Below are 26,969 nucleotides of genomic sequence, written 5' to 3' on the forward strand. Positions count from 1 at the left end.
GCCGCACCGCCAGTGGCCCCACCACCGGTGGCGCGGCCACTGGCGGTGCGGCGGCGGGCGGCACCGGTGGCGCCGGTGGCGATGTCTCGGTGGCGGCGGGTACCTTCAACATGTCCAACACCATGAGCAATGTCGGCCAGTCGGCCGCCGGCATCCTGGTCATGTCGCAGAACAGCGGCATCTCCTCGCTGGTGCAGCAGAGCGTCAACGTCCAGTCCAACCTGTCGGTCGGCAGGTAACACGGTGGCGGGGTGCGCTCGCATCCCGCCATTTACAGGGAGGACCGTATGCACAGACCAGTCTTGAGTTTATGCGCCGCGCTGGCGCTGGCCGGCCAGGCCGCGGCGGCGCCGGCGATTCCACCGCTGGCGCAGCGGCCCGCGCCATCCCGGCCGACGCTGCTGCCGGACGCCATCGTCATCACGGCGGCCGATCCCGCCGGCTTTGACGCCGCCCCAGTGCCGGCCGCCACACTGGCCGGCAAGCGCGCCGGCGTGGAGGTGGTCAACAACGACATGCAGTTGAGCGGCGCCGTCAGCGGCAACACGGCGGTCAATGTCACCACCGGCGCCAACGCGATCAGCAGCGGCTCGTTCAGCAACGCCTCCGGCCTGCCGGTGGCGATACAGAATTCGGGCGCCAATGTGCTGATCCAGAACGCCACCATCATTAACGTCCGGGTGCAATGAACACCTATGCTCGCATCATCATGCTGGCCGCCCTCGCGTGCGGCCAGGCCGGCGCGGCGGACCTGCCCGGCGTGGCGGGGGGCAGCTACACGCTGCACGTCACCAGCCTGAAGGAGGCGCGCTTCCGCGCCACCGTGCGCCAGCAATTCGATTTCAGTTGCGGCTCGGCGGCGGTGGCCACGCTGCTCAGCTATCACTACGACACGCCGGTCAGCGAGCGCCAGGTGTTCGACGCCATGTACGCGCAGGGCGACCAGCAGAAGATACGGCGCGAGGGCTTCTCGCTGCTCGACATGAAGCGCTACCTGGCGACGCTGGGTTTCATCGCCGACGGTTACCAGCAGCCGCTGCACAAGCTGGCCGAGGCGGCCTTTCCCGCCATCGTGCGCATCCGCGAAAACGGTTATGACCATTTTGTCGTCATCAAGGGACTGGACGCGGAGCGCGTGCTGCTGGGCGATCCGGCCGGCGGCACGCGGGCCGTGCGGCGCGCCGACTTCGACGCGCTGTGGCAGGACCGGCTGCTGTTCGTCATCCACAACTGGCCGGGCAAGCCGCGCTTCAACCAGGCCGCGGACTGGCGCGTGGCGCCGCGCGCGCCGCTGGGCGAGGGCATCAACCGCGCCAGCCTGACCGACCTCACGCTGCCCAAGAACGGCAGCGGCAACTACTGAACGGAGGCGCGCATGCGCACCAGTTTCCTGAGCCTGCTGCTGGCCTGCGCGGCGGCGGCCCACGCCGGCGATCTGCCGGACCCGACCGATGGCTGGACCGCCGTCGACGATGCGCGGCTGGACCAGGCGCGCGGCGGCTACGAGCTGGGCGGTGGCCTGGTGGTCTCGCTAGGTGTCGAACGTTTGGTCTCGATCAATGGCAGTGTTGTAGCGAATAGTCGTTTCGCGATCGCCGATGTGACAAAGTTGAGCGCTGCGGAGGCACAGATGGCCGGCGATGCGCTGGCCGCCGTGGTGGTGCGCAACGGCGCGGGCAACGCGGTCGATGCGCTGCCGGCCGCGCCGGGACTGGGCGCCTTGCTGATCCAGAACAGCGTCAGCGACCAGGCCATCCGCAGCCAGACCACGATCAGCACCAGCGTCAGCAACCTGGCGTTGCTCAAGGCCGCCAACTTTGAAACCCTGTTGCGCGATGCCCTGAGCGGTGCGGTGGGACCGAAATGAACGCGACTCAGGAGGGCGGCGATGCGAGGTGCAAGATGGCAGGGCGGCGCGGTGGCGCTGTGGATGGTGGCGTGCGCGGCGGCGCAGGCGCAACAGCAGGGCGGCGCGGCCCAGCCGCCGGCGGTGGCCCCCTTGTTCGAGCAGCCGGGCGTGCTGACGCCGCGCGGCAGGCTGGTGCTGGAGCCGTCGGCGCAGTTTGGCTACTCGTCGAGCAACCGGGTGGTGCTGGTCGGCTACACCATCATCCCGGCCCTGCTGATCGGCCTGGTCGATGTGCGCGAGGTCAAGCGCAACACGCTGACCGGCGCCGTCAGCCTGCGCTACGGCCTGACCAACCGCGCCGAGCTGGAGCTCAAGCTGCCGTATGTGTACCGCTCCGACTCCACCGTCAGCCGCGAGATTTTCACCGGCACCGGCGTCGACAGGGTGTTCGAGACCAGCGGCAAGGGCGTGGGCGACGCCGAGCTGGCGTTGCGCTACCAGCTCAACCAGGGCGGGGCCGACCAGCCGTATTACGTGGCCGGCCTGCGCGTGAAGTCGCGCACCGGCACCGATCCATTCAGCGTGGTCACCGATTGCAGCAAGCGCTGCGTCGGGCCCAACGCCACCGGCACCGGGCTGCCGCTGGAGCTGCCCACCGGCTCGGGCTTCTACGCGGTGCAGCCCAGCCTGACGTGGTTGTACGCCAGCGATCCGGCCATCCTGTTCGGCAGCGTCAGCTACTTGTATAACTTCAAGCGCAGCAACGTCAGCCGCAAGGTGCTGGCCGGCGACTGGGAGCCGCTAGGCACGGTCGCGCCGGGCGATGTGCTGGGCTTTAACGTCGGCATCGGCCTGGCGATCAACGACAAGGTCCTGGTCAGCCTGGGCTACGACCACAGCTCGATCGCGCGCACGCGCCAGAACGGCGTGCCGGTGCCGGGCTCGGTGCGCACCCAGCTGGGCACCTTGCTGATGGGGGTGTCGTACCGGCTCAGCGACAAGCGCACCATCAACGTCGCGGTCGGCGCCGGGCTCACGCGCGACACGCCCGACGTGCAACTGTCGTTCCGCCTGCCGTTCACCTTCTAGGTGCTTGAGCAACAAAGTTGATTTTGCGGTATCGTAGCGTTTCTCGATAATCACATTCAGGGACGCTATGACCACGACCACCTTGACCCGCTCCGCCGCCATGCTCGCACTGGCGGCGGCCTGTTCGATGGCGCACGCGGCCGCGCCGATGGCCAAGTTCCAGGCGCCGGGCTTCTACCGCACCACGCTGGGCGAGTTCGAGGTCACCGTGCTCAACGACGGCACCATCGACCTGCCGGTCGACCAGATCCTCAAGCAGCCGGCCGCCAAGACCAACGCCGCGCTGGCCCGTTCGTTCCTCAAGAGTCCGGTGGAAACCTCGATCAACGCCTTCCTGATCAACACCGGCAGCAAGCTGGTGCTGATCGACGCCGGCGCCGCCAGCCTGTTCGGGCCGACGGCCGGCAAGCTGCTGGCCAACTTCAAGGCCTCGGGCTACAAGCCGGAGCAGGTGGACGAGATCTACATCAGCCACATGCACGGCGACCACGTCGGCGGCCTGACCGCCAATGACCAGCGGGTGTTCCCGAACGCGGTGGTCCGCGCCGGCAAGCTCGACGCCGACCATTACCTGAGCCAGAGCAACATGGACAAGGCGACCGGCGACGGCAAGGAAGATTTCCGTGGCGTCATGATGTCCCTGAATCCCTACGTCAAGGCCGGCAAGTTCCAGCCCATCATCGCCAACAGCGAACTGGTGCCGGGGATCAAATCGTATTTCAACGGCGGGCACACGCCAGGCCACATCACCTACGTGGTCGAGAGCGCGGGGCAGAAGCTGGTGTTGCTGGGGGATTTGCTGCACGTGCAGGCGGTGCAGTTTGAGAATCCGGGCGTCGGCATCGCCTTCGACACCGACAGCAAGGTGGCCATTGCCGAGCGTCGCGAAGCGTTCGCCGCGGCGGCCAAGGACGGCTACCTGATCGGCGCGCCGCACCTGTCGTTCCCGGCGCTGGGCCACGTGCGCAGCAACGGTGGCAAAGGCTACGAATTCGTGCCGGTCAACTACGCGTTGCCGCGCTAAAATTTGGGGTCAAGTCTGACATTCGGACACGAGCTCTTCCGTAGCAGCCAGCTACGGAAGAGCTCGTGTCCGAATGTCAGACTTGACCCCAATGGTTTGATCCCAGTGCTTAGGCCAGCGCTGGATAGTCGGTGTAGCCTTCTTCGGCGGGCGCGTAGAAGGTTTCGGCTTTCCACTCGTTCAGCGGCGCGTCCAGCTGCAGGCGGCGCGGCAGGTCCGGGTTGGCGATGAAGGCCTTGCCGAAGGCGATGGCGTCGGCCGTGCCGGCATCCAGCACCTGCTGCGCGGTCTGCTTGTCCATCTTTTCATTGGCGATATACACGCCGCCGAATTCCTTCTTCAGCAACGGTCCCAGGCTGTCCTCGCCCACCGCTTCGCGCGCGCAGATGAAGGCGATCTTGCGCTTGCCCAGCTCGCGCGCCACATAACCGAACGTCGCGGCCGGATTCGAATCGCCCATGTCGTGCGCGTCGCGGCGCGGCGCCAGGTGCATGCCGACGCGGCCGGCGCCCCAGACGGCGATGCACGCATCGGTCACTTCCAGCATCAGGCGCGCGCGGTTCTCGATCGAGCCGCCGTAGTTGTCGGTGCGCTGGTTGGTTTTATCTTGCAGGAACTGGTCGAGCAGGTAGCCGTTGGCGCCGTGGATTTCCACGCCGTCGAAACCGGCCTTCTTGGCGTTCTCCGCGCCCAGCTTGTAGGCCGCCACGATGCCGGCCAGCTCTTCGGTGTCGAGCGCGCGCGGCACCGGATAGGCGCGCTGCGGACGCAGCAGGCTGACATGGCCATTGGCCGCGATGGCGCTGGCCGACACCGGCGCTTCGCCGTTCAGGAAGCTCGGGTCGGAGATGCGGCCCACATGCCACAGCTGGGCGAAGATCAGACCACCGGCCTCATGTACGGCAGCCGTCACCTGTTTCCAGCCCTCGACCTGCTCGTCCGACCACAGGCCCGGCGTGTCCGCGTAGCCCACGCCCTGCGGCGTGACGGCGGTTGCCTCGCTCAGGATCAGGCCGGCGCTGGCGCGCTGTACGTAGTACTTGGCCATCAGCGCGTTGGGCACGCGGGCGCCGCCGACGGCGCGGGCGCGGGTCAGCGGCGCCATGACGATGCGGTTTTTCAGGGTGAGGTCGCCGATGGTGAGCGGGTCGAAAAGATTTGCCATGATGAGTTTCCTATAAGGTCATTTGATCGATGAAGGCCTGGATGGTGGCTTCGTCGCGTTTAAAATAATTCCATTGCCCCACGCGGTGGGACGTGATCAGCCCGGCCTTGAGCAGCGTGGCCAGGTGCGCCGACACGGTCGATTGCGACAATGCACAGCGCCGGTCGATGAGGCCGGCGCACACCCCCAGGCTCAGCGGGTGCTGCTGCTCTGCGAAATACACCTCGGGCTCCTTCAGCCACGCCAGGATCTGGCGCCGCACCGGGTTGGCGAGGGCTTTATGGATAGCGTCTATGTCCATTGTCATGTAACGATATATGGATCGTCTTTTTCCGATTTCAATATCGTGATTTTACGATATAAAAGAAAAACGTGCTGGCGGCCCGAAAATCATTTATGTTATTGGAACATTGTTCGAAGTTTAATGAGGGCCGTATGACGAGTCATTACCTGGATGTGGCCATCGGGCTGTCCTACACCTTCCTGGCCGTGAGCCTGCTGTGCAGCGCCACGCGCGAAGCCATCGCCTCGCTGTTCCAGACCCGCGCCAAGGTGCTGCTGGACGGCGTGCTGACCATCCTGCACGAGTCGGCCGGCAAGCCGCGCCTGAGCGGCATCGGACCGTCGATCAAGCGCCTGCTGCGCATGGACAGCGGCTTCAACCTGGCCAAGCTCGGGCCCGATTCGCTGTCGGCCGCCGTCATGTCGCATCCGCTGATCACCGGCATGGCGCAGCAGGGCCGCATGCCGTCCTACATTCCGTCGGCGATCTTCGCGCGCGCCTTCGTGTCCACGCTGACGGCCAAGTACGGCAAGGGACACACTGCCGCGCTGCTGCTGGCCAACGTCGGCAACGAGGGCTTGAGCCGCACGCTGCTGGCGATCATGGGGGAGGGGCCGGACGACCTGGCGGCGCTGGAAAACGCCGTGCGCATCTGGTACGACACGGTGATGGACCGCATCACCGGCTGGTACAAGCGGCGCTCCCAGCTGGTACTGTTCTGTGTCGGCCTGTTCTACGCCGGCGCGATGAACATCGACGCGCTGCAGCTGAGCCAGCGCTTGTGGCGCGACAACGCCGCCGCCAGCGCCCTGGCGCAGCAGAGCGCCGACGCCATCGCCGCCGGCAGCATGAAGCCGCCCGTGGCCGCCGCCCCCGGCGCCCCGGCGCCCACGCCGCTGAGCCAGGCGATGGAAGCCAAAAAAGACCTGCAAACCGTGCAAGCGCTGCCGATAGGCTGGCCGTCCGCGCGCTTCGACGGCGCGCACGGCAAGGGGGCGGGGGCCTTCATGGCCGCGCTGGCGTTCGCGCTGATGGGCTGGATCATCACCGCCTTCGCCTCGTCGCTGGGATCGCCGTTCTGGTTCGACGGCATCGGCTGGCTGCTGGCCCTGCGCGGCACCGGCGCCAAGCCGGCGCCGACCGAAGCGGCGCCGGTGGTGGTCGACACCATCGTGCTGCCGAGCCTGACGGTGACCAAGGCCGCCGGCAGCTGAGTCTTAAGCGAAGTGCAGGGCCAGCGCGATGACGGCCGGCAGGGTCTGGATCAACAGGATCGAACGCTTGACGGTCACGCCGCCCCACACGCCGGCCACCGCCACGCAAGCCAGGCCGAACACCGTGAACGCCGAAGCGATCGCCGGATTAGGATGCACAAAGCCCACCACCAGCGCGGCCACCAGGAAGCCGTTGTAGCAACCCTGGTTGGACATGGCCGGCTGGACGATGTCGGCCTTCTCCTTGCTCAGCCCGAACACGCGGCGCCCGCGCGACTGGAACAGCACGGTTTCCAGCAGGACGATGTAGACATGAATCAGCGCCACCAGTCCGGTGACGATCTGCGCCAGTAATTGCATGGGTGCTCCTCGTTATTATTGAAAGGGCATTATGGCCTGAGGCGGGCGCGGCGGGAAGCCATCGGCAGAGATTTAGCGCCGGTGCTATAGTCTGCGCCAACTTTGGAGACACAGATGACCTGGATAATTCTCATCCTGGCCGGCCTGCTGGAAGTGGCATGGGCGGTCGGACTCAAATACACCGACGGCTTCAGCAAGCCGCTGCCCACCGTGCTGACGCTGGGCGCGATGGCCGGCAGCGTCGCGCTGCTGGGCCTGGCGCTGCGCACGCTGCCGCTGGGCACCGCCTACGCCATCTGGACCGGCATCGGCACAGTCGGCACGGTCATCTTCGGCATCGTCGTGCTCAACGAACCGGCCAGCGCGCTGCGCGTGGGCTGCATCGCCATGATCATCGGCGGCATCGTCGGCCTGAAGCTGTCGACCGTCTGATCAGAAGCCGGGATTGGCGCGCGTGAGGTAATACCATTCGCTGTTGGCGCCGGCCGCCGCGTCGGGGAACAGGATGCGGCCGTCGAACTCGGCCTGCACCGGCGTGCCATCCGCGCGCGTGCCGATCTGTTCGCCTTGCAGCACCGGATCGAAGCTGGACCAGGCGCGCGTGAAGCGGTCGTCGGCGTACTGCTTGTCATAGACCGCGACCATGCTGAGCGCCTCCATCGCCTCGTCCGCGATGGGCGGCGGCGACGGCGCATCGATCAGGCCGAGGAAGGCGAGGGTGTTGACGATGGCGCGATAGCCGACCTCGGGCGCTTGCGGATCGGCGTGCTGGCCGCACTCGAGCGTCAGCGCGTAGCCGCCGGTGCTGCGCATGTACTCGGTGGTGCCCATGCCGTAGCGCAGCACGGTTTCCAGCTGGCTGTCGTCGCGCAGGCGGCGCTGCACGCCGGCGCCGTACGTGCGCAGCCAGCCGTCGACAAAGCGGCGCACGCCGAGCCGGCGCGCCATCGCGCGCTCCTGCTGCTCGTGCTGGAACGGCTCCAGCGGACCATCGTTGTTGCGCGGGCCGACCATGACGAACGGTTCGCTGGCGGCGTTGAACGAGTGCAGGTCCAGCAGCACATCATGCTGCGCCAGCAGCGGGCATAGCCAGTTGGCCACGCGGTCCTCGAAGTCTTGCGGGTTCGGATTGGGGAACAGGTTGCGGTTCAGGTTGCGCTCGCCGAAGCGCTCGCCCTTGGCGTAGGCCAGCGGATTGGCGATCGGGACGAAGGTGACGCAGCCGTGACGTACGGTCAGCGCGCCGCTGTCCAACTCCTGCATCACGCGCGTGATGGCCTTGGTGCCGCAGGTCTCGTTGCCGTGCACGGCGCCGCTGACGATCAGCCGCGTGCCGGGTTGCTGGCCGGTGTATTGATGTGATTTGAACTGATAATTTCCGGTGCCGCTCATACAGCATTCCTGTCTGGTTCATTACTACCGCAGAGTATCTGAAATTAAGCACGCCAGCAGCGGCGAATCGTGCCACTGCTGGAACGTTGAGGATACAGTTAGGTCGGTGGATTGTTGCTGATTTGTGGATCGTGGCTGAACTCGATTCCCTCTTTGCCATCGTCCTTAAATTTGAGGGTGACATTTAACGTCATGGCTTCCGTGTTGGCATCACTGAATGTCAGCGTTTTGCCGCTTATGCTAACACTGGGAGGGCTAAGCTGATCGTTGAAGTCTGGTTTGACGGACATGCCGGTGAATACGATGTCATAACCGTTAGTGTCGAAGATCTGGTAATTGATGACCGTGTCGACCTCGGTTATGACCGGTACTGCGGGGGCAGTCAAAACATCGTAAGTGCCCGGCTGGGTCGTGCTGGGCTTGACGGAAACCAGAATGTTGACGAACGAGGTTGATGCTGGAAATGTACTCATTGGATCACTTTCTTTGGTGGGTGGAAAGATAATTTAGATAGCTCGCATCTCGATACGGCATTGCCTCGAGCTGCTTTTTGATGTGGCTTACTTGTTCGCTCTGATCCAGACATGCGTGGGCCTTCACCCAGGGAGCAAGCAGTTGGAAATCAGCGCTGCCGGTGACCAATGGGCGTAGCAAGGTGCGTACGGTTTCACATTGGTCGAGCGCCTTCGGATCATTCCGCATTTCTGCCACATCGGCACTAAGCAACAAGGCATCAACCATCGCATCGCGAATGGTTATGTCAGCTGGTGCCGCTGCGTTGAGTTTCCTTAGATTGTCCAGGGCCGGTTGTAAGACCTCAGCACCGGCAGATGGTTGGTGCTGTTGCATTAATATTGCGGCCTTTCTCTGCTGGATGATGGCCAGAGTGACTTGACGGTCGAGTGTTTTGGGTTCCAGTCGGCTGAGTTCAACGAAAACTTGATGCAGTTTTTCCAGATGGGCATACGACTGCGTCAATTTTTGTGCTTTGTTTGTCTCAACCACACGGAGCTCCGCGATGTACATCTTGCGCTGCCAGTTCCGGTTGCTAGGGTCTTTTCCGACCATACTTTGCAACAGTGTAAATGCCTCTTGTGCGTCGTGATAGCTGCCGGCCACGTCGCCACTTGCTTGCTTAAGTTCGGATTGACGCGACCATGCCCCGGCCAACTGGTTCACCCAAAGAGTATCTTCGGGATAAGTGGCGTGTAATGATTGCAGCAATGCCAGCGCGCGAGCATAAAGGGACTGCGCTTGAATTAGCTGCCCAAGCCGTACTTGGACGGTTGCTTGCCACGAAAGGCTGTCGGCTAAGTCCGCTGCAAGTTGTTTGTCCTGCGGCGTCTTGGCGTAGGCACGAGTCTTGAGCTCTACTGACAATGCAAATTCGGCAGCTGCCCGCCTCACATCGCTTCGTTGTAACGCCAGCGTTCCAAGGCTATTGTGTGCATACGATTGCTCGACCCAGCCGCTGACTTCATCAGGCGCGGCGGCCGATTGCCGGTCTGCATAGGCAAGGTATTCGTCAAAATATAGTTGCGCCTTGTTCCATTCCTTTTGATCGAAATGAATCTGTCCCAGCCAAAAGGCGTTCTCTCCTGCGCTTTTCAGCAACGTGATATCTGTTGGTTTTGCTTGCAGTTGCCGCTGCAGGATGTCCCGACCTGCAAGCAGTGCGGTATTGGCGCTGACGGGATCTGAGCGCGCTATCTTGACCTCGGAAATTAGCTGAAGCGATTTTGCGCGTTGGGCGAGTGCCGCATCGCTGTCGGTCGTGAGTGTTGGGTCAGAGAGATACTTCAATGCGCGACTGCTGACGCTATCGAGGAGTTCCAGCTTTCCCAGTGGACGTAGCTTGTCGACAAACTCCCCCAGCATATAGCCCATCAGACCTTCTGCCTCGGCTCGGTGTGCTTCTGCCTGGGTCTGCGCCGAACGGGCCGCGAGGCCCAGGCCTGCTGCCAGCAGGGCCAGCGTCGTTATCAAAACCATGATGACAAGACGCAGCCGCTCGCCGCGCTGCACGCCCTGCAGCGAGGCCTGCACAAAAGCCTGCTCCTGCGGCGTGAAGCTGAAGCCGCTGGTCTTGAGCAGCTGGCGCGCCTGGTTAGCCTGCGTGCCCGACGGCAGCAGCATGTCGCGTGCGCGGCCGCTGTCCTGCCAGCGTCTGGCTTGCGCGCTGATGCGGCTGCGCACCTGCAAAGCCTGGCGATGCTCCTCGATCCACGCCACCACGCGCGGCCAGCGTCGCAGCAGCGCTTCATGCGCGATGCCGAACGCCGGCGCGCCGCCATGCAGATCGCTGACGAACAAGTGCGCATCGACCAGCGCCTGCACCAGCCCGTGGTCCGCCTCGTTGCGCAGTGCCGACCACGGCACGCGGCGCGACGTGACGGTGGATTCGTCCTCGGCCACCAGCACCAGTTGCGACAGCACATGCGGCAGGGCGGCGATCTGCGCGCTGCCCAGCGCCGAGATGACCTGCTCCGCGCGCGCGCCGATCGCACCCTCCAGCCCGCCCAGCGCGTGGAAGCTGGCATGGCTCAACTCGCCGTCGGGACTGCGCAGCCGGTACAGCTCCTGCAGACAGTATTGCAGCAGCGGCAGCGTGTCCGGGCCGGCCTTGGCGGCATCGATCAGCACCTGGTCCAGCGATTCGCCGGTCTCGGCATTGACCGTGTAGCGCAGCTGCGCCACCTGCACCGGATGGCGGATGATCTGCGCGATATCGGCCGCGCCAGGCGGCGCCAGGTCGAAGTGGCCGCCGCGCAGCTTCATGCCCATGAGCGCTGGATAGCCGCTCAAGTGCGGGTAGAAGTCATTGCGGCAGGCCAGCACGATCAGGATGCAGCCGGACCGCGCCAGCTGGTCGAGCGCATGGATGAACGCGGCCCGCTCCTGCTCGCTGATATGCGGCAGCCGGAAGATGGCTTCGAAACGGTCGATGAAGAGCATCAGCCGTATCGTCGGCAGCCGCGCCTGCAAGTGCTCGATCAGCCCCGGCAGGTCCTGCGCCATGCGCTGGGCCAGCGCCACCGCGCTGGTGTTTTCAAACAGCAGATTGCCGTCCAGCTCGGCGTCGAGCAGCACGCTGGCCAGCGTGTCGAGCAGGCCGGACTGGCCCATGTCGGCGCAGTCCAGCTGCAGATGGCTGGCGATCGCCAGGCCCGATTCGGCCGGCGCCGCGCCCGCCTTGAGGGCAGGGATCAGGCCGGCCTGCACCAGCGAGGTCTTGCCCGCGCCGGACGGCCCCAGCACCAGCACCATCGCGCACGCGGCCTGCACCTGGCTGAGCACCACCTGCACCAGCTGGTCGACGCCGAGCTTGCGGCCGAAGAAGATCGCGGCGTGCTGTTCCTCGAACGCCTCCAGCCCGCGGAACGGCGAGGCGTGCAGCCAGCTGCCGTTGCTGACGTCGTCGTCATAGCTCAGCTCGGCCAGCAGCCGGTAGCCGCGCTTGCGGATGGTTTCGATATAACGCGGCTCGACCGCCGAATCGTCCAGCGCCCGGCGCAGCTGGGTGATGATTTTGTGGACCGCGTTGTCGCTGGGCGAGACGTCGCCCCAGCACGCATCAAGCAAGGTTTCGGCGGATACGACCACGTGCGGATGTTTGCACAGATGCAACAAAACATCCATGGCGCGTGGTTCCAGCTGACGGTTGAGGTCGCCGCAGCTGAGTGTATTGGTGGCGGGATCGACCCGCCACTGCCCGAAACGAAAGCTTTTGTGATTCACACGGACCTTCTTGGTTCAGCGATAAGTTATTTGTAATCAATGACTTGGAGGCCGGAAGGTTTTCCGAAGGCCAATTTCATGCGGATTGACTACAGTTGTTCCATATCTACATATTTTGCAAATATTAACATTAACGCGGGGAAACCACACCCCTTTCTACCGGAGATGTCATGGTTGTTCTGACTGGCCTGAAAGCGCCATTTGAACTGACGCAGCACGCAATAGCAATTAAGCAACAAGGGATTGATTTCGCGATCCGGTATTACAGCCACCAGGCGGGCAAGAGCCTGTCGCTGGCCGAGGCCCGTTCGCTGACGGACGCCAGCATCCAGATCGGCGCGCTGTGGCAGGCTGGCGGCGACCACCTGAATTACTTCAGCCGCGCCCAGGGCTGCGCCGACGGCGCCGCCGCTTATCTGATGGCGCAGCAGGTCATCACCCAGCCATCCGGATCGGCGATATATTTTGCGGTGGATTTCAATCCGTCGGAGGAGGCGATCGCCGGCCCGGTCAGCGCCTATTTCGAGGGCGTCAACCAGGCGTTCCGCGCGGCCGGGCCGGGCGAGCCCAAGTATCAGGTCGGCGTGTACGGCTCCGGCGCCTGCTGCGAGACGATGCTGCTCAGGGGATTGGCGGCGTTGAGCTGGCTGTCGCCGTCGCCGGAATACCATGGCTCGCGCGACTATGTCGGCTTCAGCCTCAAGCAACTGGCGGCGGCCAGCCTGCCGGTTGACGACGGCAAGCGCATCAGCGTCGACCTGACCCGCACCAACGACGGCTATCCGGCAGGCCTGTTCCGGGTGCTGTGATGCAAATAATACAATTTACCGAGGCGGTGTCGCTGAAGACGGTCAAGCCGGCCAAGACGATTTTTCTCAACAATACGGGACAGGACCTGGTGCTGAAGTTCGTCACGGCGCCGGACCTGCTGCTGGCGGCCTACACCATCAGCAACGGCGTCAGCGCGGCGATCGACAGCATCCGGCTCGGCACCGTCGACTATTATTCGGGCCACAGCCAGAACTTCGCGATCGCGGCCGGCAGCACGGCCGTGCTGAACGTGACCAACAACGTGCTCAACATGGTGATCTCGCCCTGATTTGTTAAGATGCGGGCATGACTCCCACATCCCAGGGCCGCAACGCCGGCCTCGACACCTTGCGCGCGCTGGCCATCGTGCTGGTGTTCACCAACCATTACATGCTGTTCGTCAGCGCCAGCCCGACCTTCGGCTGGTTTGGCAAGGTTGGCTGGACCGGCGTCGACCTGTTCTTCGCCCTCAGCGGCTATTTGATCGGCAACCAGATCCTGGGCGGCATCCGCCGTTCGCGGCAATCGGACGGCGGCGAGCGCTTTTCGCTGCTGCGCTTTTACGCGCGCCGCCTGCTGCGCACCTTGCCGAACTTTTACTTCGTGCTGGCGCTGTATGCCTTGTGGCCGGCCTTCCGCGGCGCCAACGTGCTGCCGCCGCTGTGGAAGTTCCTCACCTTCACCCAGAATATCCAGCTGGTGCCGGGCACGGCGTTCTCGCACGCGTGGTCGCTGTGCGTGGAGGAGCAGTTCTACTTCCTGCTGCCGGCCGTGGCGCTGGCGATCGCCGCTTGCCGCAAGCCGCTGTTGCTGGCGTGGCTGGCCGTGGTCGGCATGCTGCTGGCCGGCATGGCGATCCGCAGCCATCTGTGGACGCAATACGTGGGGCCGGAGGAGCAGGGCGGTTTTCATTACTACACGCTGATCTATTACTCGTCGCTGTGCCGTTTCGACGAGCTGGTGGCCGGCGTCGCGCTGGCGCTGGTGAAGAATTATCATGCGACGGCCTGGACGCGGCTGACCTCGCGCGGGAACTGGATGCTGGCGGCCGGCGCGGCGTTGCTGGCGCTGACGTGGTCGCTGTTCCTGGAAGATCACTACGGCTATGCGATGACGGTGGCCGGCTATCCGCTGCTGGGCCTGAGTTTCACGCTGCTGCTGGTCGCGGCCTTGAGCCCCGGCTCGCTGCTGCAACGCTTGCGCGTGCCGGGCGCGGCCAGCATCGCGTTGTGGTCGTACGCGATCTACCTGACGCACAAGACCTTGTGCGTGTTGTTGCGCGCGCCGCTGCAGGCGGAAGGCTGGGGACCGAACAGCTGGCAAGCCATCGTGCTGATGAGCGCGGCCAGTCTGCTGGCCGGCTGGCTGCTGCACCTGCTGGTGGAGACGCCGTTCATGAAGCTGCGCGACCGCTACGTACCGGGCAATTTCGCACGCCCGGTGGCGCCGGCGGGCGCTGTCGCTTAATTCAGTTCGATCACATCGAACGGCGACTGCATCGAACCCAGGAAGGCCATCACGCTGCGCGCGCGCTCGCCCATGTCCTCATGGCGGGTGGCGGCGATGGCGGCGCGCAGGCCGGGCACCACTTCGGTGATGTGCGGACTGTCGTAGGCGTTCACCAACAACGCGGCCAGCTCGCTGGCGCGGCCGCGATTGTTGCGCATGCGTTCCTCCAGCATCGCCAGCAGCGCGCGCTGCATGCGCGGCGTGGGATTGGTGATGTAGCCGAACACCAGCGGCGTATTGCTGATCGCCTCGCACAGCCGGCTTTCGATCTGGTCCGGTTTCACGTCCGAAGCGATGTCGAAATACGCGCCGTTCCAGCGCGTCCGTTCATACGGATGGCCGGGCGGGAAGGATTCGGCCGTCTCAAAGCCGAGAACGTGGCTCAGGTAGCGCAGCCATTTGAGGATAGTGGGCATCATCCCGGCATTTTATCCTGAGACGCGACACTCCCGCACGGTATCGCCGCGCGCCACCAGCTGTGCCAAGCGGCAGACCCTTTCAAAAGCCGATGGATTTTTCTTGGAAGGTTGGCAATATTGCGCACCTTGTCACCCCATCCGATGAAGGAACTTTCCATGACATCTCCCACCTTGCGTCTGGCCCGTGTCCTGCTGCCGACACTGGTCGCCCTGTCCGGCTGTTCCGGCGGCAGCAGCTCGCCGGACAAGCCGGTCGATCCGGTCAAACCGGCGCCCAAGTACCAGGCCGAAATCCGCCGCACCGCGTTTGGCATTCCCCACATCAAAGGCAGCAGCGAAGGCGACATCGGCTACGGCGTGGGCTACGCCTACGCCGAGGACAACCTGTGCACACTGGCCGAGGAAGTCATCACCGCCAGCGGTCAGCGCTCACGCTTCTTCGGGCCGGACGGAACCCGCATCGGCTACCAGAGCACCAACCTGGCGGCCGACTATTTTTACCGGATGCTGAATGACGACGAGGCCGTGAACCAGTCCTGGGCTGCGCAGCCGGCGGAGATCAAGGCGCTGGTGCAGGGCTACGTGGCCGGTTACAACCAGTATCTGAAGGAAACCGGCGCCGCCAATCTGCCGGGCGAATGCAAGGGCGCGCCGTGGCTGCGCGAGCTTAGCGAGCTTGACGCGATACGCATGATGCGCCGCTACGCGGTCGAAGGCAGCTCCGGCCAGTTCATGGCCGCGCTGTACGGCGCCGCGCCGCCGGGTGCGCCGGCGGCGCGGGGCAACCGCACGCAGGCCGTCGCGCCGGCCGGCGAGCCGAACGTGCTGAGCCCCGAATACTGGCGCCGCCTGCACCAGCGCACCGGCAGCAACGCGGTGGCGCTGGGCAAGGACGCCACCGACAACGGCCAGGGCATGTTGCTGGGGAATCCCCACTTCCCGTGGAAGGGGCCGCTGCGCTTCTACCAGTTGCACCTCACGATACCGGGCAAGCTGGACGTGATGGGCGCCGCGCTGGGCGGCATGCCGCTGGTGAACATCGGCTTCAACCAGAACCTGGCATGGAGCCACACCGTCAACACCTCGGCGCACTTCACGCTGCACCGGCTCAAGCTGGATCCGGCCGATCCCACCAAATACCTGGTTGACGGCCAGAGCAAAAGCATGACCAAGCGCACTGTGACGGTCGACGTGAAAGGCGCGGATGGCGTCGTTAAGCAGCAGTCGCGCGACTTCTACAGCACGGAGTTCGGCCGCATCGCCGTGGTGCCGGGCGTGGCCACTTGGGACCGGAGCACCGCCTACGCGCTGGGCGACGCCAACCAGGACAATCATCGCCTGCTGACGCAGTGGTACGCGATGGACCGGGCCGCGTCGCTGGCCGAGTTCAAGGAGGCCATCGTGCGCACGGTCGGGCTGCCGTGGGTGAACACGCTGGCGGCCGACAAGGACGGCCAGGCGCTGTACCTGGACGTGACGGCGGTGCCCAACGTCTCGTTGGCCAAGCAGGGCGCGTGCGTATCGGCGGCGGATCAGCAGCTGGCCGGCTTCGGCATCATCATCCTCGACGGCGGCCGCAAGGACTGCGCCTGGGATATCGACCCGGCGGCGCCGCAGTCCGGCATCTTCGCCGGCGCCAGCCTGCCGATGCTGACGCGCAGCGACTTCGTGCAAAACTCCAACGACAGCGCCTGGCTGACCAATCCGGCGTCGCCGCTGGTGTCGTTCCCGGCCATCGTCAGCCAGCAGGGCACCGAGCAGAGCGGCCGCACCCGCATCGGCATCAGCCAGCTGCAGGCGCGCCTGGCCGGCACCGATGGCCTGGCGGGCAACCGCATGAGCTTGGCGCAGCTGCAGCAGATCGCCTTGAACAACCAGGTCTACATGGCGCAGCAGGTCATGGATGATGTGTTGAAAGTGTGTAGCGGGGCCGACCTCGCGGTGGCCTGCGCCAAGCTGGGTGCATGGGATCGCAGCGCCAACCTGGACGCGAACATGGGTTACGTGTATTTCGCCGGCATGTGGGACCGGGTGCGCGACCAGGATGTGTGGGCCGTGCCGTTCGACCCGGCCGATCCGGTGCGCACGCCACGCGGCCTGAACCTGGCCGACGCCGGCGTCGCGGCCGCGGTGCGGTTGGCCTTGCAGGACACGGTGCGCGCTGCCGCCGCCAAGGGCTGGTCGCCGGAGGCGAAATGGGGCGACATCCAGGTGGCGGTGCGCGGTGCGAAGAAGATCCCGATCCACGGCGGCGAGGATGTGTATGGCGTGTACAACGCCATCACCAGCGTCGACATCGGCGGCGGCCTGCGCGACGTGACCGACGGCACCAGCTATATCCAGGCCGTCACCTTCGACAAGAACGGCCCGGTGGCGCAGGCCATGCTGAGCTATTCGCAATCGAGTGAGCCGTCGTCGCCGTACTTTGCCGACCAGACCGAGCGCTTCTCGCGCAAGGCATGGATCACCCAGCCCTACACCGAGGCGCAGATCACCGCCGACCCGGCGTATCAAACCAAGCGCATCAGCATGCCCTGAGCGGGCGCGCCGCCGGACAGTCTGGCTGTCCGGCGGCGGTGGCAACGGCTATCGCAGCGTCAAGCGTGGGCTTCCTCGCCCAGCTTGCCGGCGCGGAAATCCTCGACGGCGGCGAAGATCTCGGCCTGCGTGTTCATCACGAACGGGCCGTACTGCGCGATCGGCTCGTTGAGCGGCTGGCCGGCCACCAGGATCAGGCGGCTGGCTTCCGCCGCATGCACCGTCACGCCGTCGGCACCGGCCGTGTTGGCCAGGATCGCCATGCGGCCCGACGCCACCGCCTTGTCGCCCACAGCCACCTCACCGCGATAGGTGAAGATGAACGCATTGTGGCCTTCGGGCAGCGCCTGGCTGAAGCTGGCGCCGGCCGGCAGATGGATGTCGAGATAAATCGGCTGCGTCACCTCGCGCTGCACCGCGCCGGCCACGCCGTGGCTGCTGCCGGCGATGACTTTCACGTCCACGCCGTCGGCCGTGGTGAAGGCGGGCACATCGGCGCCGTTGAAATCGCGGTACCACGGCGCCTGCATCTTGTCCTTCGCCGGCAGGTTCAGCCACAGCTGGAAGCCCTCCATCACGCCTTCCTCCTGCTCCGGCATTTCCGAGTGGATTACGCCACGGCCGGCCGTCATCCACTGCACGCCGCCGTTGGTCAGCAAGCCTTCGTTGCCGGCGCTGTCCTTGTGGCGCATGCGGCCTTCCAGCATGTACGTCACGGTCTCGAAGCCCCGGTGCGGATGGCTGGGGAAGCCGGCGATGTAGTCGTTGGCCTGGTCGCTGCCGAAGTTATCCAGCATCAGGAACGGGTCCAGCCGGCGCTGCAAAGGCTGGGTCAGCACGCGGTTGATCTTGACGCCGGCGCCGTCCATGACGGCCTGGCCGCTGATGATGCGTTCTACGCCGCGAGGGCTGCTTACTTGGTCGGTCATGGCATTCTCCTTGTGTGCTTGTCTTACACCAGTACTGCGTTGATCTCCGCTTCGGCCTGGGCCTGCGCCTTGGCGACCGCTTCCGGGCCCATGCCCATGCCTTCGGCGAACACGTACTGCACATCGCTCAGGCCGACGAAGTTCAGGAACATCTTGATGTGCGCCAGTTGCGTGTCGGTCGGCGCGTCGCGGTGCATGCCGCCACGGGCCAGCGCCACATACACTTTTTTGCCGGTCAACAGGCCAACCGGGCCGGTCGGGCCATATTTGAATGTCACGCCGGCGCGGGCAATCGCATCGAACCAGCTTTTGAGCTGCGCGGTGATGCCGAAGTTGTAGGTCGGCGCACCGATGACGATCACGTCGGCAGCCTGGACCTGGGCGATCAACGCATCGTCCAGCGCCACGCGGGCGGCCTGGGCTTCGGTGCGCTGGTCGGCCGGGGTGAACAGGGCTTGCAGCGTCGGCTCGTCGATCACCGGATGCGGATCGCTTGCCAGGTCGCGGCGCAGCAGCGTGGCGGCCGGATTGGCGGCGCGGACCTTGGCGACGATGGCGTCGGCCAGGCGGGTGGATTCGGAACCGGTGCTGCGGGCGCTGGAGTTGATTTGCAAGATGTTCATGGTGTTGCTCCTGTTATTGGGTTTGTGCTGCGATGGAGTTACTTTAATCGTTTCAAATTCATTCCGGAAGCCGTTAAAATGGATAACATTAGTCCACTCATGGAACAATCCTATGGAAATCGACCCTGGCGACCTGCTTTTGTTTGCCCGCATCGTGGAATGCGGCAGTTTCAGCCTGGCGGCGCAGCGCGTGCAGCTGCCCAAATCCACGGTCTCGCGCCGGCTCTCGCTGCTGGAGGCGCAACTGGGCGAGCGCCTGCTCCAGCGCACCACGCGCAAGCTGGTGCTGACCGAATTCGGCGCCAGCCTGCTGGAACACGCGCGCCGGGTGGCCGACGAAACCGAGATGGCCGGCGCGCTGGCGCAGCACCGGCAGGGCGCGCCCAGCGGCTTGCTGCGGGTGTCGATGCCGGCCGACTTCGCCAACCTGACGATGGGCGGCATGATGGCGCGCTTCATGAACCAGTACCCGGCCATCTCGCTGGAGCTGGACCTGTCGCCGCGCCGGGTCGACCTGGTGGCGGAGAATTTCGACCTGGCCATCCGCATGGGCAACCTGCCGGATGACGCCTCGCTGGCCGCGCGCCGCGTCACGCTGAGCAAGATCGCGCTGTACGCGTCGCCGCTGTACACCTCGCTGCGCGGGCTGCCCGAGCATCCCGACGACCTGTTCAAGCACGATCTGCTCAGCCTGCCGCCGCGCCTGAACGGGCTCACGCGCTGGAAGCTCCTGCGCGGCAAGGTGGAGTGGGAGCGCGAACTGCCGGTGCGCCTGATGGCGAATTCGCCGGAAATGCTGGTGCGCATGGCGGCGGCCGGCGTCGGCATCGCCGCCTCGACCGAGCTGATCGCGCGCGAGTATTTGCAGGGAGGGGACTTGGTGCGGGTCTTGCCGGAGTGGTCGTTCCCGGTCGTGACGGGCTGGGCGGTGTTCCCCGGCCGCCGGCTGATGCCGGCCAAGACCAGGGTGTTCCTCGATATGCTGGAGACCGCCTTCGAGGACGGCCGCCCGGTGGAGCGATGAAGCTTACTTCTTGAGCTTGGCCATCGCCTGGCCCAGCTGGACCGCGCCGGCCGGCTGCCAGGCTGGATTAAAGCTCAGCACATCCTTGGGGAACAGCATCACGACGGTCGAGCCGAGCAGGAAGCGGCCCAGTTCCTCGCCTTTTTTCAGCACGATGTCCTGGTCGTCGTACTGCCATTCGCATACATGCGGCATGCGCGGCGGATTGACCACGCCATGCCACACGGTCGCCATGCTGCCGACGATGGTGGCGCCGACCAGGGTCATCACGAACGGGCCATGGGCGGTGTCGAACACGCACACCACGCGCTCGTTGCGCGCGAACAGGCCGGGGATGCCGCGCGCGGCCGCCGGGCTGACCGAGAACAGCTCGCCCGGCACGTAGATCATGCGGGTCAGCTTGCCGTCGCAAGGCATGTGGATGCGGTGGTAGTCGCGCGGGCTCAGGTACAGGTTGGCGAAGCTGCCGTTCTGGAACTTGGCGGCCAGCTCGGCGTCGCCGCCCACCAGCGCCGTGGTCGTGAAGTTATGGCCCTTGGCCTGGAAGATCTGGTCGTCCTTGATCGCCCCGAACTGGCTGATGCGGCCGTCGATCGGGCAGATGTAGTCGGCGTCCGCCATCGGGCGCGCGTCCGGGCGCAGCGCGCGCGTGAAGAACTCGTTGAAGCTGGTGTAGTTCTCGATGTTGGGATCGAGCGCCTCGTCCATGTTGACGTTGTACTTGCCGACGAACCAGCGGATCAGCCAGGTGGTTTTGCCGCCCCATTTGGCGCCGGCCACGCGGCCGGCAAAATTGGTCAGCGCTCCCTTGGGAAGCAGGTAGTGCGGCAGGACAGCAAGACGAGACACGATAGGGTATCCATACAATGAACGATCGCGCATTATAGCGCCGGCCGCCCGCGCGGTTTAGAAAAATGGACTAAACAAGGAACGCAACTTGCCAAATCCTGAACATTTTGTATAAAACAAGGCATAATGCGCGCACTTGTCCTATAACTTGCCCTTCAGAATTATGCCTGCCCGCCAATTTCGCCTGACCCAGCTCGCCGCCGCCATGTTGTCCCTTTATGTCGGCGCCGTCCGCGCCGAGGCCGAAACGCCGCCAGCCGAGCAGCCCAAGCCGGCGCCGATGCAGAAGGTGGAGATCAAGGGCGCCGCCGCCAGCTACGACCCGCGCCGCGACGACACCGCCAGCAAGACCGTGGTCACCAGCGAGGAGATCCAGAAATACGGCGACACCTCGGTCAACGACGTGCTCAAGCGCGTGCCCGGCATCACGGTCAGCGGCGCGGCCGGCCGCAGCGGCGGCGAGATCCGCATGCGCGGCCTGGGCAGCGGCTACACGCAGATCCTGATCAACGGCGAGCGCGCCCCGGCCGGCTTCGCCATCGACAGCCTGGCGCCCGAGGTGATTGAACGCATCGAGATCCTGCGCGCCGCCAGCGCCGAATTCAGCACGCAGTCGATTGCCGGCACTATCAACATCGTGCTGAAGAAAGCCTTGAAGTCGGCCCAGCGCGAAGTCAAGCTCAGCGAGGCCAAGGGCAGCAAGTTCAGTTCGCCATCCCTCAGCCTGCAGATGTCGGACAAGCTCGGCGGCACCTCCTATTCGTTAGGCGGCAACGCCTGGCGCTACATGTACAACCGCACGTCGCCGTCGTACGACACCGGCACCGACGCCAGCGGCCAGCCCAACCTGGACCGTGTTGCCACCTGGGGCGACCAGGGCCGCGCCGACGGCATGAACCTGTCGCCGCGCATCAACTGGACGCTGGGCAACGGCGACACGCTGACCTCGCAAACCTTCGTCAACCTGAACCATTTCGCCAACAACAGCCACGGCCGCACCAGCACCACGCTGGGCCGCGGCCCGGACTACGACCGCATCGACGGCACCTTCAGCAGCCACAACGCCTTCGGCCGCACCGACCTGAACTGGGTACACAAGTTCGACGGCGGCGCCAAGCTGGACCTGAAGGCCGGCGTCAGCGACAACCACAACACCAGCGATTCCCTCCAGTTCGGCGGCAACAACGGCCTGCCGGCCACGCTGGAACGCACCGTCCTCTCGACCAGCGGCGAGAAGGGCTTCAGCACCCAGGGCAAGTACTCGCGGCCGCTGACCTTTGGCGCGGCGCCGGCCGACGGCAAGGGCGAGGCGCCCACCGAGCACGCCTTGTCGATGGGCTGGGACGCCGGCGTCACCAAGCGCGACGACACCCGCATGCAGCGCGAGGCCGCGCTGCCGGGCGCCACGCCGGACAACAGCGACGAAGGCTTCTCGGCCAAGGTCACGCGGCTGGCGCTGTACGGCCAGGACGAGTGGAACCTGACGCCGCAATGGTCGCTCTACACCGGCCTGCGCTGGGAAGGCCTGGACACGCGCAGCGACGGCAGCACGTTCGACGCCGTGCAGCAGCGCTCCAGCGTGCTCAGCCCGCTGATGCAGACGCTGTACAAATTCCCCAACAAGAAGGACCAGCTGCGCGTGGCGCTGACCCGCACCTACAAGGCGCCGTCCACGGCCAGCCTGGTGCCGCGCAAGTTCACCTCGACCAACAACAGCCCGACCGAGCCGGACCGCCGAGGCAATCCGCACCTGAAGCCGGAGCTGGCGCTGGGCCTGGACGCCTCGTTCGAGCATTACTGGGGCGAGGGCGGCCTGCTGAGCGCCAGCGCCTCGATGCGCCGCATTGAGAACTACACCCACCAGGGCTTGCTGTACGAAGACGACCGCTGGGTCTCGACCTCGATCAACGACGGCCGCGCGGAAACCCGCGGCATTGAGCTGGAAGCCAAGTTCCCGGTGCGCGCGCTCATCGAGCAGGCGCCGGCGCTGGACCTGCGCGCCAGCGTCAGCCGCAACTGGTCGCGCGTGGAAAGCGTGCCCGGCCCGGACAACCGCCTCGACCAGCAGACGCCGCTCAGCGCCACGCTGGGCGCCGACTACAAGAGCCCGAACGGCGCGCTCAGCACGGGCGGCAGCTTCAGCTTCCGCAACGGCGGCCTGGCGCGCGTGAGCGGCACGCAGGGCAGCTACACCAGCGTGCGCCGCGACCTGGACGTGTACGCGTTGTGGAAAATCGACACCCAGAACAACCTGCGGATCGCCGTCTCCAACCTGCTGGCGCAGGACTACGTCACGGAAAGCCTGTACAGCGACGCCAGCGGCACGCAGAACCGTCTGACGGTGGCCGGCGGCGAAACCCAGCTGCGTGTCACGGTCGAAAAGCGGTTTTGATGGCATGATTCCGAGGTGATATGATTCTGCGGTGTACTTAATTGCCGCGGGCCCCCTCTGAAAAAGCCTAAAGTTACCGAGATCAACCAGCCGGACGACGAAGGCTTGCGTCTGGCGCTGGCCGAGGTGCGCGATTTGCAGCGCACCGTGGTCGTGCTGCGCTCGGAATTGGAGCTGTCCCACCAGGAACGCCAGCACGCGGTGCAGGACGCCTTGTCCTTCGCCCACAGCGAGATTACCCAATTGCGCGAGACTATCGCCGCCCTGCGCGCCAGTCTGGAGCGGGTGACGCAGGAAAAGCTCGACGCCCTGCAACAGGCCAGCGCGCTCCACCACGGCGAAGTCGCCCAACTGCACGACACCATCCGCGCGCTGCGCGACACGCTGGAGGCGCGGGCATGAGCGCCAAGCCCGCGATCCGCAGCGTGCCGGCCAAGCCGACCGCCAAGAGCGAGGCCGCGTCGGCGCAGGCGGCGGCGGGCGCGCAGCGCAAGCGGCTGCGCCAGGTCGAGCTGCTGCTGGAAGTGTCGCGCCGCATGGCCGCCTACGACACGCTGGACGAAATCCTCACCGCGCTGATCGACGTCACCACCGAGGAGCTGGACGCCGAGCGCGGCACCTTGTTCCTCAACGACGCCGAGACCGGCGAACTGTTCTCCCGCGTCGCGCAGGGCAATATCCAGCGCGAGATCCGTTTCCTGAACCACACCGGCATCGCCGGCCACGTGTTCACCACCGGCGAGGCGCTCAACATCGCCGACGCCTACGCCGACCCGCGCTTCAACCGCTCCATCGACGAGCAGACCGGCTTCGTCACCCGCAACATCCTGTGCGTGCCGATCAAGACCTTCAAGGGCGAGATCATCGGCGTGTCGCAGACGCTCAACAAGCGGCGCGGCAAGTTCACCCGCGCCGACCTGCAGCTGCTGGAGGCGCTCACCACGCAGGGCACGCTGGCGCTGCAAAGCGCGCGTTTCCTCGAAAGCATGAAGAAGATCCGGCGCCAGGAGATGGAATTCATCGACGTGGTGTCCGAGGTCACGGCCGACATCAAGCTCGGCTCGCTGCTGCAAAAGGTGATGGGCGAGGCCACGCGCCTGCTCAACGCCGAACGCTCGACGCTGTTCCTCAACGACGAGAAGACCGGCGAGCTGTGGTCCGAAGTGGGGCAGGGCCTGGAGTCGCTGCAGATCCGCCTGCCCAACACGGCCGGCATCGCCGGCGCCGTCTTCACCTCCGGCAAGACCATCAACATCCCGTACGCCTATGCCGACCTGCGCTTCAATCCGGCCTTCGACAAGCGCACCGGCTATTTCACGCGCTCGATCCTGTGCGTCCCCATCGTCAACAAGGCCGGCAAGATCATCGGCGTGACGCAGGTGCTCAACAAGCGCGGCGGCCCGTTCACGCACGAGGACGAATCGCGCCTGCGCGCCTTCACCGCGCAGATCTCGATCGCGCTGGAGAACGCCAAGCTGTTTGCCGACGTCCAGCAAATCAAGAACTACAACGAGGCCATGCTGGAGTCGATGTCGAACGGCGTCATCACGCTGGACGGACAGGAGAAGATCGTCACCTGCAACGCGGCCGGCCTGCGGATTTTGCGCACCGGGCCGGAGGCCATCCTCGGCCGCCCGGCGCAGGACTTCTTCGGCGGCGCCAACAGCTGGGTGATGGACAAGCTGCGCCAGGTCGAGGAAAACCAGAGCGCCGAGCACCTGATGGACGCCGAGCTGGTGGTGGAGGACGCCACGCTGTCGGTCAACTTCAGCGTGCAGCCGCTGCTGTCGATGGAGAAGAAGGGCATCGGCTGGATGCTGATGCTCGAAGACATCTCCAGCGAGAAGCGCCTGCGCTCGACCATGTCGCGCTACATGGACCCCGGCATCGCCGACCAGATGGTGGCCAACGGCGCCGAAATGCTGGGCGGTAAAAACGTGCCGGCCACGGTGCTGTTCTCGGACATCCGCAGCTTCACCACCATCACCGAGCAGCTGGGCGCGCAGGGCACGGTCACCCTGCTCAACGAATACTTCACGATGATGGTCGACTGCATCCAGCGCGAGGAGGGCATGCTTGACAAGTTCATCGGCGACGCCATCATGGCCGCCTTCGGCATCCCGGTCGGCCACGACGACGACGCCGACCGCGCGCTGCGCACCGCCATCGCCATGATGACCGAGCTGCGCGCCTGGAACCAGCTGCGCGCGCGCGAGGGCAAGCCGCCGGTGGAGATCGGCATCGGCCTCAACACCGATCAGGTCGTGTCCGGCAACATCGGCTCCAAGAAACGCATGGACTACACCATCATCGGCGACGGCGTGAACCTGGCGGCGCGGCTGGAATCGGCCTGCAAGCAGTACGGCGCCCACATCCTCATCAGCGAGTTCACCTACCGCGCGCTGCGCGGCACCTACCGCCTGCGCGAGGTCGACATCGTGGTGGTCAAGGGCAAGACCCGGCCGGTGTCGATCTACGAGGTGATGGATTACCACAGCGAGGACAGCTATCCCAACCTGGTCGAGGCCATGGGCCTGTTCCGCAACGCGCTGCAGAGCTACCGCAAGCGCAACTGGTCCGCCGCCGGCAAGCTGTTCAACGAGGTGCTGTCGCTCAATCCGCACGACCGCGTGGCCGCGCTGTACATCGAGCGCGGCCTGCACATGGCGGCCAACCCGCCGCCCGACGACTGGGACGGCACCTTCGTGATGGAATCGAAGTGAAGATCCCCCGCAGCACGCTGGAGCAGTGGCAGGTCCTGCAGGCGATCGTCGAATGCGGCGGCTACGCGCAGGCGGCCGAGGCGCTGCACCGTAGCCAGTCGTCGGTCAGCTACATGGTGGCCAAGCTGCAGGAGCAACTGGGCGTGGAGCTGCTGGAGATCGACGGCCGCCGCGCGCGCCTGACGCAGAACGGCACGGCCTTGCTGGCCAAGGCGCGCGAGCTGCTGGGCGACGCCTTCCAGCTGGAGCAGCTGGCCACCAGCCTGGCCGAGGGCTGGGAGCCGCAAGTGTCGATCGCGGTCGACAGCCTGTTCCCGGTCGAGCTGCTGGTGCAGGTGCTGCGCGATTTCGAGCCCTGGGCCAAGCACACCCGCGTCAACCTGGAGGAGACCGTGTTGTCCGGCTCCGAGGATGCGCTGGTCGAACAGCGGGTCGACATCGCCATCGCCAGCCGCATCCCGTCGGGCTTCCTGGGCGACGTGCTGATGGATATCGAGTTCATCGCCGTGGCCCACCCCTGCCACGCGCTGCACGAGCTGGGCCGCGAATTGGAAGTGGAGGACCTGGGCCGCAACCTGCACATCGTGGTGCGCGATTCGGGCACGCTCAATCCGCGCGACCACGGCTGGCTCAGCAGCAACCAGCGCTGGACCGTCACCAGTCCGCACACGCGGCTGGAGATGATCTGCAACGGCCTGGGCTTCGGCTGGCTGCCCGAGCACAAGATACGAACCCAGCTGGAGCAGGGCTTGCTCAAGCCGCTGCCGTTGCGCGTCGGGCAGCGCCGCAAGCTGTCGCTGTCGCTGATCGTCGCCAACCCCGAGGTGGCCGGCCCGGCGACCTGCCGCCTGGCCAACCTGATCCGCAAAGTGGTGAAGGACGGTATCGTGCACCGGCCGCTGTGCGGCTGAATAGAAAACAGTTAATCCGCCGGCCGCTATTCTCTGAAGCGGAGCATATTGCTGCGCCGTCGTAAAACCGTCCGATACGCGCTTCAATTGAACAACAGTGGTGGAAAATATTCGTTTTTATAGCTATA

The 26,969-nt window shown here is 65.3% G+C and carries 26 protein-coding genes and 1 pseudogene; 17 read left to right on the forward strand and 10 right to left on the reverse strand.

Going from position 1 to position 26,969, the window contains the following annotated elements; genetic code table 11:
* The 6 genes and pseudogenes from GTP90_RS18970 to GTP90_RS18995 all read left to right on the forward strand — a co-directional run.
* A pseudogene (locus GTP90_RS18970) lies at nt 1-239 on the forward strand (hypothetical protein); the annotation flags it as partial.
* A gap of 48 nt (nt 240-287) precedes the next feature.
* Nucleotides 288-689, forward strand: coding sequence for a hypothetical protein (locus GTP90_RS18975; RefSeq protein WP_161085035.1), 402 nt, complete (start codon nt 288-290; stop codon nt 687-689).
* Complete coding sequence (locus GTP90_RS18980; RefSeq protein ID WP_161085036.1) at nt 686-1,363, forward strand: C39 family peptidase; 678 nt, start codon at nt 686-688, stop codon at nt 1,361-1,363. Before GTP90_RS18975 ends, GTP90_RS18980 begins: the two co-directional genes overlap by 4 nt.
* A gap of 12 nt (nt 1,364-1,375) precedes the next feature.
* Nucleotides 1,376-1,867: a hypothetical protein gene (locus GTP90_RS18985; RefSeq protein ID WP_161085037.1), complete on the forward strand. Its 492-nt coding sequence runs from the start codon at nt 1,376-1,378 to the stop codon at nt 1,865-1,867.
* 21 nt (nt 1,868-1,888) lie between these two features.
* Complete coding sequence (locus GTP90_RS18990; RefSeq protein ID WP_175048150.1) at nt 1,889-2,938, forward strand: acetate kinase; 1,050 nt, start codon at nt 1,889-1,891, stop codon at nt 2,936-2,938.
* Nucleotides 2,939-3,005: 67 nt separating this feature from the next.
* Nucleotides 3,006-3,962: an MBL fold metallo-hydrolase gene (locus GTP90_RS18995; protein ID WP_161085038.1), complete on the forward strand. Its 957-nt coding sequence runs from the start codon at nt 3,006-3,008 to the stop codon at nt 3,960-3,962.
* A gap of 109 nt (nt 3,963-4,071) precedes the next feature.
* On the opposite strand, the gene GTP90_RS19000 is transcribed toward GTP90_RS18995, so the two are convergent.
* Together GTP90_RS19000 and GTP90_RS19005 are read right to left on the reverse strand one after the other, a co-directional pair.
* Entirely contained in the window at nt 4,072-5,127 is a 1,056-nt protein-coding gene (locus GTP90_RS19000; RefSeq protein ID WP_161085039.1) for an alkene reductase, read from the reverse strand.
* A gap of 10 nt (nt 5,128-5,137) precedes the next feature.
* On the reverse strand, nt 5,138-5,428 hold the full coding sequence (locus GTP90_RS19005; RefSeq protein ID WP_301547063.1) for an ArsR/SmtB family transcription factor: 291 nt from the start codon (nt 5,426-5,428) through the stop codon (nt 5,138-5,140).
* Between the two features lie 134 nt (nt 5,429-5,562).
* Here GTP90_RS19005 and GTP90_RS19010 point away from each other — a divergent pair, with 134 nt between their 5' ends.
* On the forward strand, nt 5,563-6,624 hold the full coding sequence (locus tag GTP90_RS19010) for a hypothetical protein (RefSeq protein ID WP_161085040.1): 1,062 nt from the start codon (nt 5,563-5,565) through the stop codon (nt 6,622-6,624).
* Nucleotides 6,625-6,627: 3 nt separating this feature from the next.
* On the opposite strand, the gene GTP90_RS19015 is transcribed toward GTP90_RS19010, so the two are convergent.
* A complete protein-coding gene (locus tag GTP90_RS19015; RefSeq protein ID WP_161085041.1) occupies nt 6,628-6,984 on the reverse strand; it encodes a DUF1304 domain-containing protein in 357 nt (118 codons plus the stop codon).
* Between the two features lie 114 nt (nt 6,985-7,098).
* Here GTP90_RS19015 and sugE point away from each other — a divergent pair, with 114 nt between their 5' ends.
* Complete coding sequence (sugE, locus tag GTP90_RS19020; RefSeq protein ID WP_116989972.1) at nt 7,099-7,416, forward strand: quaternary ammonium compound efflux SMR transporter SugE; 318 nt, start codon at nt 7,099-7,101, stop codon at nt 7,414-7,416.
* Here sugE and GTP90_RS19025 read toward each other — a convergent pair whose 3' ends face one another.
* From GTP90_RS19025 to GTP90_RS19035, 3 genes are all read right to left on the reverse strand, one after another.
* On the reverse strand, nt 7,417-8,376 hold the full coding sequence (locus GTP90_RS19025) for a M14 family metallopeptidase (protein WP_161085042.1): 960 nt from the start codon (nt 8,374-8,376) through the stop codon (nt 7,417-7,419). It abuts the gene before it with no gap.
* Between the two features lie 98 nt (nt 8,377-8,474).
* The gene (locus GTP90_RS19030; RefSeq protein WP_161085043.1) at nt 8,475-8,849 is read right to left on the reverse strand and encodes a DP-EP family protein; all 375 of its coding nucleotides are present in this window, start codon (nt 8,847-8,849) and stop codon (nt 8,475-8,477) included.
* A gap of 4 nt (nt 8,850-8,853) precedes the next feature.
* Nucleotides 8,854-12,114, reverse strand: coding sequence for an nSTAND1 domain-containing NTPase (locus GTP90_RS19035; RefSeq protein ID WP_161085044.1), 3,261 nt, complete (start codon nt 12,112-12,114; stop codon nt 8,854-8,856).
* Nucleotides 12,115-12,284: 170 nt separating this feature from the next.
* On the opposite strand from GTP90_RS19035, the gene GTP90_RS19040 reads away from it, so the two are divergent.
* From GTP90_RS19040 to GTP90_RS19050, 3 genes are read left to right on the forward strand one after another with little or no spacing between them, the layout of a single operon-like run.
* Nucleotides 12,285-12,923: a DUF1906 domain-containing protein gene (locus tag GTP90_RS19040; protein ID WP_161085045.1), complete on the forward strand. Its 639-nt coding sequence runs from the start codon at nt 12,285-12,287 to the stop codon at nt 12,921-12,923.
* A complete protein-coding gene (locus GTP90_RS19045; protein ID WP_161085046.1) occupies nt 12,923-13,213 on the forward strand; it encodes a hypothetical protein in 291 nt (96 codons plus the stop codon). Before GTP90_RS19040 ends, GTP90_RS19045 begins: the two co-directional genes overlap by 1 nt.
* A gap of 17 nt (nt 13,214-13,230) precedes the next feature.
* On the forward strand, nt 13,231-14,391 hold the full coding sequence (locus tag GTP90_RS19050; RefSeq protein WP_161085047.1) for an acyltransferase family protein: 1,161 nt from the start codon (nt 13,231-13,233) through the stop codon (nt 14,389-14,391).
* Here the strand turns inward: GTP90_RS19050 and GTP90_RS19055 are convergent.
* Nucleotides 14,388-14,852 (reverse strand): hypothetical protein, encoded by a 465-nt coding sequence (locus tag GTP90_RS19055; RefSeq protein ID WP_161085048.1) that lies wholly within the window; start codon nt 14,850-14,852, stop codon nt 14,388-14,390. The two genes, GTP90_RS19050 and GTP90_RS19055, sit on opposite strands and share 4 nt — an antisense overlap.
* Before the next feature lie 156 nt (nt 14,853-15,008).
* Between GTP90_RS19055 and pvdQ the strand changes: the two genes are divergently transcribed.
* Nucleotides 15,009-17,390: a bifunctional acylase PvdQ gene (gene pvdQ / locus GTP90_RS19060; RefSeq protein ID WP_217432001.1), complete on the forward strand. Its 2,382-nt coding sequence runs from the start codon at nt 15,009-15,011 to the stop codon at nt 17,388-17,390.
* Nucleotides 17,391-17,449: 59 nt separating this feature from the next.
* Here the strand turns inward: pvdQ and GTP90_RS19065 are convergent, their stop codons facing one another.
* Together GTP90_RS19065 and GTP90_RS19070 are read right to left on the reverse strand one after the other, a co-directional pair.
* Entirely contained in the window at nt 17,450-18,319 is an 870-nt protein-coding gene (locus GTP90_RS19065; RefSeq protein ID WP_161085049.1) for a pirin family protein, read from the reverse strand.
* Nucleotides 18,320-18,342: 23 nt separating this feature from the next.
* The gene (locus GTP90_RS19070) at nt 18,343-18,942 is read right to left on the reverse strand and encodes an FMN-dependent NADH-azoreductase (RefSeq protein ID WP_161085050.1); all 600 of its coding nucleotides are present in this window, start codon (nt 18,940-18,942) and stop codon (nt 18,343-18,345) included.
* A gap of 112 nt (nt 18,943-19,054) precedes the next feature.
* Between GTP90_RS19070 and GTP90_RS19075 the strand changes: the two genes are divergently transcribed.
* Entirely contained in the window at nt 19,055-19,966 is a 912-nt protein-coding gene (locus GTP90_RS19075; RefSeq protein WP_161085051.1) for a LysR family transcriptional regulator, read from the forward strand.
* Between the two features lie 3 nt (nt 19,967-19,969).
* On the opposite strand, the gene asd is transcribed toward GTP90_RS19075, so the two are convergent.
* On the reverse strand, nt 19,970-20,818 hold the full coding sequence (gene asd, locus GTP90_RS19080) for an archaetidylserine decarboxylase (protein WP_161085086.1): 849 nt from the start codon (nt 20,816-20,818) through the stop codon (nt 19,970-19,972).
* Nucleotides 20,819-20,978: 160 nt separating this feature from the next.
* Between asd and GTP90_RS19085 the strand changes: the two genes are divergently transcribed.
* From GTP90_RS19085 to GTP90_RS19100, 4 genes are all read left to right on the forward strand, one after another.
* Nucleotides 20,979-23,207 (forward strand): TonB-dependent receptor plug domain-containing protein, encoded by a 2,229-nt coding sequence (locus tag GTP90_RS19085; RefSeq protein WP_161085052.1) that lies wholly within the window; start codon nt 20,979-20,981, stop codon nt 23,205-23,207.
* A gap of 105 nt (nt 23,208-23,312) precedes the next feature.
* Nucleotides 23,313-23,609, forward strand: a complete 297-nt coding sequence (locus tag GTP90_RS19090) for a hypothetical protein (protein WP_254451941.1) — start codon at nt 23,313-23,315, stop codon at nt 23,607-23,609.
* On the forward strand, nt 23,606-25,930 hold the full coding sequence (locus tag GTP90_RS19095; protein ID WP_161085053.1) for a GAF domain-containing protein: 2,325 nt from the start codon (nt 23,606-23,608) through the stop codon (nt 25,928-25,930). The genes GTP90_RS19090 and GTP90_RS19095 overlap by 4 nt, the downstream gene beginning before the upstream one ends.
* Nucleotides 25,927-26,841 carry a LysR family transcriptional regulator gene (locus tag GTP90_RS19100; RefSeq protein ID WP_161085054.1) on the forward strand — a complete coding sequence of 305 codons (915 nt, stop codon included), beginning with the start codon at nt 25,927-25,929 and terminating at the stop codon, nt 26,839-26,841. Before GTP90_RS19095 ends, GTP90_RS19100 begins: the two co-directional genes overlap by 4 nt.
* Nucleotides 26,842-26,969 lie beyond the last annotated feature (128 nt).

Source organism: Duganella vulcania (assembly GCF_009857655.1).
Lineage (GTDB): Bacteria > Pseudomonadota > Gammaproteobacteria > Burkholderiales > Burkholderiaceae_D > Rugamonas > Rugamonas vulcania.

Bases quoted from the DNA above. Each gene is read 5' to 3' on its own strand.
- GTP90_RS19015 (WP_161085041.1), bottom strand. From the start codon at position 6,984: ATGCAATTACTGGCGCAGATCGTCACCGGACTGGTGGCGCTGATTCAT.
- GTP90_RS18990 (WP_175048150.1), top strand. From the start codon at position 1,889: ATGCGAGGTGCAAGATGGCAGGGCGGCGCGGTGGCGCTGTGGATGGTG.
- GTP90_RS18975 (WP_161085035.1), top strand. From the start codon at position 288: ATGCACAGACCAGTCTTGAGTTTATGCGCCGCGCTGGCGCTGGCCGGC.
- GTP90_RS19030 (WP_161085043.1), bottom strand. From the start codon at position 8,849: ATGAGTACATTTCCAGCATCAACCTCGTTCGTCAACATTCTGGTTTCC.
- GTP90_RS19010 (WP_161085040.1), top strand. From the start codon at position 5,563: ATGACGAGTCATTACCTGGATGTGGCCATCGGGCTGTCCTACACCTTC.
- GTP90_RS19000 (WP_161085039.1), bottom strand. From the start codon at position 5,127: ATGGCAAATCTTTTCGACCCGCTCACCATCGGCGACCTCACCCTGAAA.
- GTP90_RS18985 (WP_161085037.1), top strand. From the start codon at position 1,376: ATGCGCACCAGTTTCCTGAGCCTGCTGCTGGCCTGCGCGGCGGCGGCC.
- GTP90_RS19070 (WP_161085050.1), bottom strand. From the start codon at position 18,942: ATGAACATCTTGCAAATCAACTCCAGCGCCCGCAGCACCGGTTCCGAA.
- GTP90_RS18980 (WP_161085036.1), top strand. From the start codon at position 686: ATGAACACCTATGCTCGCATCATCATGCTGGCCGCCCTCGCGTGCGGC.
- GTP90_RS19075 (WP_161085051.1), top strand. From the start codon at position 19,055: ATGGAAATCGACCCTGGCGACCTGCTTTTGTTTGCCCGCATCGTGGAA.
- GTP90_RS19040 (WP_161085045.1), top strand. From the start codon at position 12,285: ATGGTTGTTCTGACTGGCCTGAAAGCGCCATTTGAACTGACGCAGCAC.
- GTP90_RS19005 (WP_301547063.1), bottom strand. From the start codon at position 5,428: ATGGACATAGACGCTATCCATAAAGCCCTCGCCAACCCGGTGCGGCGC.
- GTP90_RS19055 (WP_161085048.1), bottom strand. From the start codon at position 14,852: ATGATGCCCACTATCCTCAAATGGCTGCGCTACCTGAGCCACGTTCTC.
- GTP90_RS19085 (WP_161085052.1), top strand. From the start codon at position 20,979: ATGCCTGCCCGCCAATTTCGCCTGACCCAGCTCGCCGCCGCCATGTTG.
- GTP90_RS19050 (WP_161085047.1), top strand. From the start codon at position 13,231: ATGACTCCCACATCCCAGGGCCGCAACGCCGGCCTCGACACCTTGCGC.
- GTP90_RS19045 (WP_161085046.1), top strand. From the start codon at position 12,923: ATGCAAATAATACAATTTACCGAGGCGGTGTCGCTGAAGACGGTCAAG.
- sugE (WP_116989972.1), top strand. From the start codon at position 7,099: ATGACCTGGATAATTCTCATCCTGGCCGGCCTGCTGGAAGTGGCATGG.
- pvdQ (WP_217432001.1), top strand. From the start codon at position 15,009: ATGACATCTCCCACCTTGCGTCTGGCCCGTGTCCTGCTGCCGACACTG.
- GTP90_RS18995 (WP_161085038.1), top strand. From the start codon at position 3,006: ATGACCACGACCACCTTGACCCGCTCCGCCGCCATGCTCGCACTGGCG.
- GTP90_RS19095 (WP_161085053.1), top strand. From the start codon at position 23,606: ATGAGCGCCAAGCCCGCGATCCGCAGCGTGCCGGCCAAGCCGACCGCC.
- GTP90_RS19025 (WP_161085042.1), bottom strand. From the start codon at position 8,376: ATGAGCGGCACCGGAAATTATCAGTTCAAATCACATCAATACACCGGC.
- GTP90_RS19065 (WP_161085049.1), bottom strand. From the start codon at position 18,319: ATGACCGACCAAGTAAGCAGCCCTCGCGGCGTAGAACGCATCATCAGC.